This is a genomic window from Candidatus Aeolococcus gillhamiae, from assembly GCF_016464765.1.
Lineage (GTDB): Bacteria > Chloroflexota > Dormibacteria > Aeolococcales > Aeolococcaceae > Aeolococcus > Aeolococcus gillhamiae.
Window position 1 is genome coordinate 1 of record NZ_JAEKNS010000022.1, and the last position, 10,038, is coordinate 10,038.

General features: G+C 69.1%; 12 protein-coding genes. 4 read left to right on the top strand and 8 right to left on the bottom strand.

The window, feature by feature from the left end:
• The 3 genes from JF886_RS01440 to JF886_RS01450 all read left to right on the top strand — a co-directional run.
• Window positions 1-258 (top strand): carbohydrate ABC transporter permease (locus tag JF886_RS01440; RefSeq protein ID WP_502711378.1); only part of this gene is annotated, 258 nt, incomplete at its 5' end.
• Window positions 255-1,142 carry a carbohydrate ABC transporter permease gene (locus tag JF886_RS01445; protein WP_337308876.1) on the top strand — a complete coding sequence of 296 codons (888 nt, stop codon included), beginning with the start codon at window positions 255-257 and terminating at the stop codon, window positions 1,140-1,142. The genes JF886_RS01440 and JF886_RS01445, both read left to right, overlap by 4 nt.
• Before the next feature lie 16 nt (window positions 1,143-1,158).
• Window positions 1,159-2,313: an ABC transporter ATP-binding protein gene (locus tag JF886_RS01450; RefSeq protein ID WP_337308878.1), complete on the top strand. Its 1,155-nt coding sequence runs from the start codon at window positions 1,159-1,161 to the stop codon at window positions 2,311-2,313.
• A 17-nt stretch (window positions 2,314-2,330) separates the two neighbouring features.
• Here JF886_RS01450 and JF886_RS01455 read toward each other — a convergent pair whose 3' ends face one another.
• The 8 genes from JF886_RS01455 to JF886_RS01490 all read right to left on the bottom strand — a co-directional run bounded on the left by JF886_RS01455 (window position 2,331) and on the right by JF886_RS01490 (window position 9,701).
• Window positions 2,331-3,794: a DHA2 family efflux MFS transporter permease subunit gene (locus JF886_RS01455; protein WP_337308880.1), complete on the bottom strand. Its 1,464-nt coding sequence runs from the start codon at window positions 3,792-3,794 to the stop codon at window positions 2,331-2,333.
• Window positions 3,795-3,895: 101 nt separating this feature from the next.
• Window positions 3,896-4,447, bottom strand: a complete 552-nt coding sequence (locus JF886_RS01460) for an isochorismatase family protein (RefSeq protein ID WP_337308882.1) — start codon at window positions 4,445-4,447, stop codon at window positions 3,896-3,898.
• Window positions 4,444-5,103 carry a hypothetical protein gene (locus JF886_RS01465; protein WP_337308884.1) on the bottom strand — a complete coding sequence of 220 codons (660 nt, stop codon included), beginning with the start codon at window positions 5,101-5,103 and terminating at the stop codon, window positions 4,444-4,446. The genes JF886_RS01460 and JF886_RS01465 overlap by 4 nt, the downstream gene beginning before the upstream one ends.
• A gap of 5 nt (window positions 5,104-5,108) precedes the next feature.
• Window positions 5,109-6,551, bottom strand: a complete 1,443-nt coding sequence (accC, locus tag JF886_RS01470) for an acetyl-CoA carboxylase biotin carboxylase subunit (RefSeq protein WP_337308886.1) — start codon at window positions 6,549-6,551, stop codon at window positions 5,109-5,111.
• Window positions 6,551-8,335, bottom strand: a complete 1,785-nt coding sequence (locus tag JF886_RS01475; protein ID WP_337308888.1) for a pyruvate carboxylase subunit B — start codon at window positions 8,333-8,335, stop codon at window positions 6,551-6,553. The genes accC and JF886_RS01475 overlap by 1 nt, the downstream gene beginning before the upstream one ends.
• Before the next feature lie 37 nt (window positions 8,336-8,372).
• Window positions 8,373-8,879, bottom strand: coding sequence for a YbaK/EbsC family protein (locus JF886_RS01480; protein ID WP_337308889.1), 507 nt, complete (start codon window positions 8,877-8,879; stop codon window positions 8,373-8,375).
• The gene (locus JF886_RS01485) at window positions 8,876-9,076 is read right to left on the bottom strand and encodes a hypothetical protein (protein WP_337308891.1); all 201 of its coding nucleotides are present in this window, start codon (window positions 9,074-9,076) and stop codon (window positions 8,876-8,878) included. Before JF886_RS01485 ends, JF886_RS01480 begins: the two co-directional genes overlap by 4 nt.
• Before the next feature lie 58 nt (window positions 9,077-9,134).
• Window positions 9,135-9,701, bottom strand: coding sequence for a dihydrofolate reductase family protein (locus JF886_RS01490; protein WP_337308893.1), 567 nt, complete (start codon window positions 9,699-9,701; stop codon window positions 9,135-9,137).
• 82 nt (window positions 9,702-9,783) lie between these two features.
• On the opposite strand from JF886_RS01490, the gene JF886_RS01495 reads away from it, so the two are divergent.
• The gene (locus JF886_RS01495; RefSeq protein WP_337308895.1) at window positions 9,784-9,972 is read left to right on the top strand and encodes a hypothetical protein; all 189 of its coding nucleotides are present in this window, start codon (window positions 9,784-9,786) and stop codon (window positions 9,970-9,972) included.
• Window positions 9,973-10,038: the final 66 nt, after the last annotated feature.

The window sequence follows — 10,038 nt, forward strand, 5'->3', positions numbered from 1 at the left end:
CACGTCACCTTTCCGCTGCTGCGCCCGGTGCTGATCGTCGTCTTCATCACGATGATCATCAACGTCCTGAAGATCTTCGACATCATCCTGTCGCTGGTGCCTGAGTCCTCGCAGCAGCAGACCAATGTCATCGCGCTCGACATGTGGCGGCGCGCCTTCCAGAGCTTCCAGCCCGGGCTCGGCAGCGCCCTGGCTGTCGTTCTCTTCGTCCTGGTCATCCCGGTCATCGCCATCAACGTACGGCGAATCCGCGGATGACGGCTCTCGCCACACCGGCAGACGCCGCAGGCCGGCCGCGCAACGCACGGCTGCGCAGACTCTTCGGGCACAGCGTGTTCAACGTGGTGCTCGTGATCATCGCTTTGTTCTGGCTGGTCCCCACTGTGGGGCTGCTGGTCACCTCCTTCAGGCCGCCGCAGGACTACTTCGCCTCGGGTTGGTGGCATGCCCTTACCACGCCGCTCTCGCTGACGCTCAGCAACTACTCGCACATCCTGCAGAACGGCAATATCCCGGACGCGCTTCTGACCACGGCCCTGATCACCGTCTCCTCGACGATCCTGGTGGTGCTCATCGCGTCACTGACTGGCTACGCGATGGTCTTCCTCGACTGGCGGGGGCGTGACGTGGTCTTCGTGCTTGTCGTGGCCCTGATGGTCGTCCCGCTGCAGATGGCGCTGATCCCGGTGTCATCGCTGTACCGGTCGGTCGGGTTGTTCGCCACCCTGCCGGGTGTGGTGCTGTTCCACGTCGCCTTCGGGTTGCCGTTCGCCATCTTCCTGATGCGCAACTTCTACACGGGCATCCCGAAGGACCTCCTCGAGGCCGCGCGCATCGATGGCGCCAATGAGTGGATGATGTTCCGGCGCATCGTGCTCCCGCTGGGCAAGCCCGCGCTCGCCTCCCTGGCGATCTTCCAGTTCCTGTGGGTATGGAACGACCTGCTGGTGTCGTTGAGCTTCCTGGCCAGCAACCCTCACCAGCCGATCACCGTGGCCATCTTCAGCCAGCTGCGCCAGTTCGGCGCCAACATCGACGTGATCTCGACCGCATCCTTTGTGTCCATGATCATTCCGCTGGCGGTGTTCTTCGCCTTCCAGCGCTACTTCGTGCGCGGCGTGCTGGCCGGCGCGGTCAAATGAGCGGAGGAGTCGGCTGATGGCGCGTATCGCCTTCGAACAGATGGACAAGCGGTACCCCGGAGCCGAGGGGCTGGCGGTCGACGACCTCAACTTGGAGATCAACGACGGCGAGTTCCTGGTGTTGGTGGGGCCGTCGGGGTGTGGCAAGACCACAGCCCTGCGCTGCCTCGCCGGTCTCGAGGACATCAGCGGCGGCCAGATCATCATCGGCGACCGGGTGGTCAACGACCTGCCGCCCAAGAGCCGCGACATCGCCATGGTCTTCCAGAGCTACGCGCTCTACCCGCACATGACGGTGTTCGAGAACATGGCCTTCAGCATCCGCATGCGCAAGCGCCCCAAGCCAGAGATCGACACAAAGGTGCGCGAGGCCGCCCAGATCCTCGGCCTCGAGAACCTGCTCGACCGCAAGCCCGGGGCGCTGAGCGGCGGACAGCGCCAGCGTGTCGCGCTGGGCCGAGCCATCGTCCGCGACCCGGCCGCCTTCCTCATGGACGAGCCACTCAGCAACCTCGACGCCAAGCTGCGCGTGCAGACCCGCGCGGAAATTGCCCGGCTGCACCAGCGTCTCGGCACCACCATCGTCTACGTCACCCACGATCAGGTCGAGGCGATGACCATGGGCGACCGCATCGCGGTGATGCGCGACGGAGTGCTTCAGCAGGTGGGAACGCCGAAGATGCTGTACGAGGCGCCGGCCAATCGGTTCGTCGCCGGCTTTATCGGCTCCCCGGCGATGAACTTCCTCACCGGTCGCGTCCGGACGGACGGTGACCGCGTGTCGCTCGCGCTTGACGGGCTGGACATGCCGCTCAGCGGGCGAGCCGCGGCCACGGCGCGCACCCGCGGCAACGACTCGGAGCTGGTCGTGGGCATGCGCCCCGAGCACTTCGATGCAGCGGACTCCGCGACCGACGGCACGATCAGCGTCCCGGCGACAGTTGAGGTGGTGGAGTTCCTCGGCAATGAGGAGCTCATCCACGCCAATGTCGCCGGCAACGACGTGGTGGCGCTCGTGCCCGCCTCTCGCGGCATGGCAGTGGGCGACAATGTCACCTTGGTCATATCCGACAGCGTTGTGCACGCCTTTGACCCGACGAACGATGCGGTCATCACGGTGGGCGAAGGAAGGGCGTCCCCCGCCCGGGTGAGTGGATTGACCCCGAACTAGAACCCTGGCACCGCCGCTCAGGCGGCGACCTCCGCCTCCCTCGCGGCGCCGGAGGACCGTTCACCCTCGCCAGCGGCCATGCGACCGTCGACCCGCAGCAGTGCCCAGCCGAGGACGGCGGCGGTGGCCGCGAACACGGCGCCCACGATGAATGCGAGGTGGTAGCCGCCGAGCAGCGATGCCAGCGGGTTCGATGCGGCGGCGTGGAGTGCTGCAGTGCGTGACGACGCCAGGCTTGCGAGGATGGCGAGGCCGAGCGCACCGCCCATCATGAAGGCGGTGTTGACGACACCGGACGCGAGGCCCGACTCCTGAGGCGCGACGTCGCTCATCGCCGCGAGCAGCACAGGGTTGAACGCCAGTCCCGCGCCGGCTCCCAGCAGGATCATGCTCGGCAGCACGTCGATGACGAAGCTGCCACCGATCGGCGCGCGGGCGAAGAGGACCAATCCCGCGGCGGCGAGGAGAAGCCCGATGGCCAGCGGTCGCTTGATGCCGTAGCGCATGACCACCCGCGCGGAGACGCCGACAGAGAGCGCGCCCATGACCAGGTTGCCGGGAAGGAACGCCAGGCCGACCTGCAGTGCGCTGTAGCCGAGAACCAGCTGCAGGTACAGCGCCGATACGAAGAACCAGCCGAACATCGCCGCGGCCCACAGCACGCCGATGCCGTTGGCCGTGGCCACGTTGCGCCGGCGCAGCAGGCCGAGCGGCATGAGCGGTGCCGTCACCCGTGCTTCGATGGCGAGGAAAGCCGCAAAGAGCGCCACCGCACCGGCCAGGCGCGCGGCAGTGATTGTCGACGCCCAGCCGGACTCGTTGCCGTTGACGATGGCGTACACGGCGAGCATCAACGCCGAGGTGACGGTCAGCGCTCCGGCGACGTCGAGGCGCGCGCCGCTGTGCTGACCGCTGCCAGCAGGAAGCAGCCGCAGCGACAGCGCCACCACAACCGCGCCGATGGGGAGGTTGACAAGGAAGATCCAGTGCCAGTTGAGGAAGTTGGTCAACACGCCGCCGAGGAGGACGCCAATCGAGCCGCCGCCGGAGGCGACGAAGCCGAAGATGCCCATCGCCTTGGCGCGCTCGCGAGCCTCGGTGAACATGTTCATCGTCAGTGAGAGCGACACCGCCGAGGCGACCGCGCCGCCGATGCCCTGGATGGTTCGCCCCGCGACCAGCTCACCCTGCGACTGCGCCAGCCCGCAGAACAGCGACGCTGCGCTGAACAGCGCGATGCCGCCGACGAACAACCGTCGATGACCGTAGAGGTCACCAAGCCGGCCGCCGAGCAGCAGGAACCCGCCGAAGGTCAGCAGGTACGCGTTGACGACCCAGGCGAGCGACGTCTGCGAGAAGTGGAGGTCGGCCCTGATCGACGGCAGCGCGACGTTCACGATCGTCGAGTCGAGGACGATCATCAGAGTGCCGAGGCACAGGACGATCAAGGCAAGCCAGCGGGTCCGTCCGTTCACGGTCATGTCTGCTCCCTGGAGGTTTGGTCTCGAAGTGTTGGACCTGTGCTGGGAGCCGAACTCATCGGCGCGACATCGATGACTCTGGGGTGCTGCAGCCGTCTGACTCAGGCGAAATCGACGTCCCCAGTCGCGACCGTACCGGCCGTCCGCCCGGGCGCTGCCTGGTAGGTCCAGTACAGGTTGGTGTGCGCGATGACCTGGTCTGGGGGCGGCGCACCCCAGTCCGTCTTGTCCTGCGCGGTGTGGGCGTCGCTGACCAGAGTTGCGTCGTACCCCCTGGTGAGCGCGCCATGGAGCGTCGAGCGGACGCACGCATCGGTCTCGGCGCCGACCACGATGAGTCGACCGACCCCGAGGCCCGCGAGCACCCCCTCGAGGGTGGTGTCCTCGAAGGAGTCTCCGTAGTTCTTCTCGATGAGTGGCTCGGCGTCGCCCGGGCTCAGCTCCGGGACGATCCGCCAGCTGTCGCTTCCCGTCACCAGCTCCTCGGAGGCGTGCTGGACCCACACGACGGGCACGCGTGCGCGCCTTGCCTTCTCGACAATGCTGCCGATGTTGGCAACGACCGCGTCGCGTTGGTGCGCTCCCTCGACGACGCCGTTCTGCACGTCGATGACCAGGAGCGCCGTGTTGGGCCGGTTCTGGAGTGTGGTCATGGTCTCCCCTCGTTCACGCTGTCAGCTGCGCCGTGCTCCACCAGGGTCACGTGCACCGGGATGCGCATCGTGCCGTCGGCTGCGGTGAATGGTGCCACCTCGCGCGCCAGGCGCTCGCGCAGCGCGGCGCGGCGCGGCGCCACGTCGATGCCGCGCTCGTCGAGCAGCGCGATGAGCAGCTGGTCGATACCGTCGAAGCGAGCCACGTCAGAGAGGCGCCGCTGCCGCCAACCACGCGGCGCGGCGACGGGTGCGCTCGAGGCGAGCGCGCCAAGGTCCGCACCGGTGAGCCGGCGCCACGCGGCCTGGAGCGCGTTGTCGTACGTCAATCCGCCTGCGCCGATGCCGATGAAGGCACGCCCCGCAACGACCTCGAGGTGGGGTTGCATCACGTCGAGCTCCGCCTGGGTCTCGACGGCGAGCAGGGAGACCACCAGGTCGAAGGCGCCCTGACGGGGCACGGTGGTGCCGGGGCGTTCGATGACCTCGACGCTGCCGCCGCCGCCGACCGCGGCCTGAAGCCGGGCAGTCAACTCGCCGTCGCCGGCAGACAGCTCGAGCACGCTCTCCCCCTGGCCCGGCGCGGCGAGCCCGGCGAGCTGCTCGGCGAGCGGCCGGTACACGGCGACGGCGAGGGTGCGACCTGGCCTCGGCACCCGCGTCAGGAGACGGCGACCGCCGCTGCCGCTATGGCCGCCGCGCGCGCCGGGTCGCGCAGAACGCGCAGGAACGGCTGCTTGCGCTCCTCCCACGCCTCCGCCGCGGCAATGAGCTCGGGGTGGCCCTCGATGAAGTGTGTCGTGTAGTCCCCGGAGATGAAATCGGGGTCGTCGAGGATGGCGAGGTGGTAGCACATGTTGGTGCTGATCCCGGTGATCGCGTACTCGAGAAGCGCGCGACGCATGCGCGCGATGGCCAGCTCACGCGTTGGCGCCCACACGATCAGCTTGGCGATCATGGGGTCGTAGTTCGGCGACACCATGCCGGGCGCGGCCAGTGAGGAGTCGACGCGCACACCGGGACCGCTCGGCTCCCGGTACCCGGTCACCTGTCCCGGTGAGGGCATGAAGTTCTTGGCGTAGCGCTCGGCGTTGACGCGGCACTCGATGGCGTGGCCACGTGGAACAAGGTCCTCCTGGCGCAGCTGCAGCACCTCACCGGCGGCGATGCGCAGCTGCTCGACGACCAGGTCGACGCCGTACACCAGCTCGGTGATCGGGTGCTCCACCTGGAGGCGCGTGTTCATCTCCAGGAAGAAGAACTCGCCGTTGCTGTAGATGAACTCGACGGTCCCCGCGTTGACGTAGCCGACGGCCCGCGCCGCGGTCACCGCGGCCTCGCCCATGCGCGCCCGGGTGGCGGCGTCGATGGTCGGCGACGGCGCCTCCTCGAGGATCTTCTGGTGGCGCCGCTGGATCGAGCACTCGCGCTCGCCGAGGTGGACGATGTTGCCGTGGGTGTCGGCAAGCACCTGGATCTCGATGTGGCGCGGCGAGTCGACGTAGCGCTCGAGGAACACGGTGGCGTTGCCGAAGGCGCGCTGCGCTGTGCTCTGCGCGGCTTCGAGACTCTCGCGCAACTCCTTCTCGTCGTGGGCGACCCGCATGCCGATGCCACCACCACCCGCCGACGCCTTGATGAGCACCGGGTACCCCACCTCCGTGGCGGCGGCGACCGCGCCCTCGACGTCCTCGAGCGCGTCGCTGCCAGGCACGATCGGCACCCCGCTGTCGCGCATGCGCTGGCGCGCCGGCACCTTCTCGCCCATCGCCGCCATCGCTTCGGGGCTCGGGCCGATGAAGACGATCCCGTTGTCGGCGCAGGCGCGCGCGAATTGCTGGTTCTCGCTGAGGAAACCATAGCCGGGATGGATGGCCTCGGCGCCGGTGGCTTTGGCGGCGTCGATGATGCGGTCGATCACCAGGTACGACTGCGCCGACGGCGCCGGACCGATCTCCACCGCCTCGTCGGCGAGCAGCACGAACGCCGCGGTGCGGTCGGCCTCGCTGTGCACAGCGACGGTGGCGACGCCGAGGTCGCGGCAGCCGCGGATGACCCGCAGCGCGATCTCGCCGCGGTTGGCGACGAGTACTTTGGTGAACATCAGTCGATCTGCACGATGGGGTCGCGCGGGCCGACCACGTCGCCCTCCTTGACGTGCACCGCGCTGACGGTGCCGGCGCGGCTGGCGGTGACATCGTTCTGCATCTTCATGGCCTCGAGCACCGCAACCACGCCGCCGAGATCCACATTGTCGCCAACCTTGACCGCAACCTTGAGGATCAGACCCTGCATGGGAGCGACGACAGTGCCCTCACGAACCACCGGAGCGGCTGCTGCTGCCGACGCGCCGCCACCACCGCCGCCGACGCCTGCGCCGATGACGCGCACGCTGTAGCTCTGGCCGTCGACCTCAACGGTGAGCTCGCGCACCTCCTCCGGCGGTGCGGCGGCAATAGCCTCCGTGGCTGCGGTCGCAGCATCGCCGTTCTCCTGCGGGGCGGCCGCGGCCTCCTCCGCTTGGGGCTCGTCGCCGAGCCGCTCGGGCACGACCTCACTGCGACGCAGCGCCAGCGTCTCCAACGGGAAGAGCGCGAAGCTGACCACGGTGGCGTCGTCGGGGCTCTTGACGCCCTCGCGCTCGAGCTCACGACGGAGCGCGGGCAGCGCCGGCTCGAGAAGGTCGGCCGGGCGGCACGTGATCGGTTCCTCGCGCCCGTTGACGAGACGGCGCACCTCGGGGTCAATGGGGTACGGCGGCGAGCCGTAGAGGCCGAGACAGTAGTCCTTGACCTCCTGGCTGACCGTTGCGTAGCGGTCGCCGTCGCAGACGTTGTACACAGCCTGCGTGGCCACGATCTCGATGATCGGCGTGACCATCGGCGGGTGGCCAAGCTCGGCGCGCACCCGACGCGCCTCGATCTCGACGTCGTCGAGACGATCGATCTGGTTGCGCTCACGCAGCTCGGCAAGCGCGTGGCCCATCGCCGCGGGGGGCAGCAGACCGCGCAGCGCGGCGCCGTCGACGCGCAGCGCGGGCACGTCAAAGACGCCGTCGTACGGCAGCAGTTGGTGCTCGAGCTCGGCCGACGCCGCGGTGACCGGGTCGAGGTCGATGCCGGTGTCGAGCTCGGTGCCGCGCAGCGCGGCGATGACCCCCTCGGCCGCAGGCACGGACGCGCCGCCGGCCAGCGGTGCCAGCGCGACGTCGAGGCGCGACGCGCCCGCGACCGCCGCGGCGTACACCGCGAACTCCGCCTGGCCCGTCTGCGTCGACAGCGACAGCGCCAGCGGAAGGTTGGTGGCGTCGACGACGCGCTGCACCAGGTCGCCGATGCGGGCGACGCCGAGCAGGCCGAGCGGATCGTGGATGCAGATGGAGTCGGCGCCGATGCCGGCGAGCTCCTCGGCGAGCGCGACCACGAGATCGGGGTCGTGGCGTGGCGAGTCGGCATAGACGATGGCCGCCTCGACCTGGCGTCCGACCCGGCGTGCCGCCTCCATGGCGTGGCGCAGGTTGCGCACGTCGTTGAGTGGATCGTGGATGCGGAAGCGATCGATGCCGGCATCCGCGGCGACCTTGATGAAGGCATCGACGACGTCGTCGCCGACGTGGCGGTGGCCGGTGAGGGCCTGGCCGCCGAGTGACGCCATCAGGGTGCTGGACGGCGCCGCCTCGCGGATGGCGCGGAGCTGCCCGAAGGGATCCTCGCCGAGGAAGCGCAGGGCCGCCTCGAAGGTGGTGCCCCCGAAGACGTCGAGGCCGGCGAAGCCGCAGCCGTCGAGCACGCGGGCCACCGGGATGGCGTGACGGTTGCGCAGGCGGCTCAGCAGCAGCGCCTGCTGTCCGGCCCGCAGCGAGCACTCGACGAGCTCAAGACGCGGCATGCCGACCGATTGTAGGGAGGGCGATGGCTGACGCCGATCAGTGAGCGGGCGGCTCGCCGGCCGGCATCGCCAGACCCTCGACGACCTCGAAGAGCGGCGTGCGCCCCAGCACGGCGGACTCGATGACCAGCTTGACGGAGCGATCGCCTCCGCCCACCACTACGCGGCTCCGCCCCAGGACAGCCGCGTCGACCCGGACCGGTTGCAGCGCCACCGGTAGGCCGAATGGGGTCACCCCGCCGATCTCCATGCCGGTGAGCTCGGCGGTCTGCTCGGCGGGAGCGAAGCTGGCCCGGCGCACTCCCATCAGCTCGCAGCAGAGGCCGTTGACGTCGAGGCGGGTGGTGGCCAGCACCATCGCCACCAGGTGGTGACCGGGCGGGCGGCGCGAGGCGACCACGATGCAGTTGGCGGCGTCCGCAGGATCGAAGCCGTAGGCGACGCAGAAGGCAGCGGTGTCCGCGAGGGCGGGGTCGCACTGCACTTCCTCGAACGCGATGCCGAGCTGGTCGAGCGCAGCGCGCACGGCTGGGTGGCTGATCACAGCTCTGCCTGATGCGCCTCGAGGCGGTCGCAGAGCTCCGCCGGACGGCTGAGCGCGACGAGGTGACCGCCGGGCATCTCGTCCGGTGTGATGCGGTCGACGGGGATTGCGTCATGTCCGTGCGCGTGGAGCTTCGCGACGACGTGGCGCCAGTAGCCTGCATAGCCCCCGGCGCCGGGGATCAGCATGAAGGTCATTGCGCCGCTTGGCGCAAGGCGGGTTGGACCGTCGGACATGGGCGCCTGCCCTGACCCGCTAGGCGGGTGCTGGTTCATCCGGGGCGGGGTGGTACGTGTTCACCATCACGCCGGTGGGGAATCTGACGGTGTCGACGAGCGTCAGCTTGCGTCGCGGGGCGCCGCCGAAGAGTCGAATGCTGCCCTCGGCGCCGAGGATGATCGGATGCACCATGAGCCGGTACTCCTCGACGAGGTTGCGCTCGGTGAGGTAGTCGACGACCTGGCCGCTGCCGCCGATGAGCAGATCGCCACCATCCCCCTGCTTGAGCCGGGCGACGGCCTCGGCGACGTCACCGATGATGATCGTGGCGTTCCATGACGCCTCGTGCAGCGTGCGTGAGGCGACGTACTTGGGCATGGCATTCATCTTCTCGCCGAACTCGCCGGTGCCCGTCATGGTCGGCCAGACGGCGGCAAAACCCTCGTAGGTGCGACGCCCGAGCACCAGCGCGTCGGCCTCGGCCAGCTCCTTCGCTTTGAACTGGGCGGCCTCCTCGCTCCAGAACGGGAGCGACCATCTGCCGGGCTCGTCGAGGTAGCCGTCGAGGCTGACGTACAGGCTGGCGACGACTCGTCGTGGCACTTCTTCGGCCTCCTCTGAGATTGGACTTCAATCGCGCCAAACGGTAGCATGTGCCCCGGGGACAATTTGAGGGGGCACGGGGATGGAAGGTCGGCGTCGGCGCACTTATGAGGAGCAGGCCCAGCTGCTTGCCGACCTCCACGAGTATCTCGACCTGATCCGCTATCCAACCCGCGTCGAGATGCTGCGCGCCGTCGACGAGGCGGCACAGCGCGCCGACTGCCTGGCGCGCCTCGACAACACGCTGCTGCGCGCTACGGCGGCAAGGTAGGCCCGGCGCGCGCCGCCAGGCGGCCGGACGCGACAACGGCGTCGCGTGCTGCGGCCAGGTCATCGG

Excerpts from the sequence above, each read along its gene's own strand:
- JF886_RS01495 (WP_337308895.1), top strand. The coding sequence starts at position 9,784 with ATGGAAGGTCGGCGTCGGCGCACTTATGAGGAGCAGGCCCAGCTGCTT.
- JF886_RS01475 (WP_337308888.1), bottom strand. The coding sequence starts at position 8,335 with ATGCCGCGTCTTGAGCTCGTCGAGTGCTCGCTGCGGGCCGGACAGCAG.
- JF886_RS01450 (WP_337308878.1), top strand. The coding sequence starts at position 1,159 with ATGGCGCGTATCGCCTTCGAACAGATGGACAAGCGGTACCCCGGAGCC.
- JF886_RS01485 (WP_337308891.1), bottom strand. The coding sequence starts at position 9,076 with ATGACCTTCATGCTGATCCCCGGCGCCGGGGGCTATGCAGGCTACTGG.
- JF886_RS01455 (WP_337308880.1), bottom strand. The coding sequence starts at position 3,794 with ATGACCGTGAACGGACGGACCCGCTGGCTTGCCTTGATCGTCCTGTGC.
- accC (WP_337308886.1), bottom strand. The coding sequence starts at position 6,551 with ATGTTCACCAAAGTACTCGTCGCCAACCGCGGCGAGATCGCGCTGCGG.
- JF886_RS01460 (WP_337308882.1), bottom strand. The coding sequence starts at position 4,447 with ATGACCACACTCCAGAACCGGCCCAACACGGCGCTCCTGGTCATCGAC.
- JF886_RS01445 (WP_337308876.1), top strand. The coding sequence starts at position 255 with ATGACGGCTCTCGCCACACCGGCAGACGCCGCAGGCCGGCCGCGCAAC.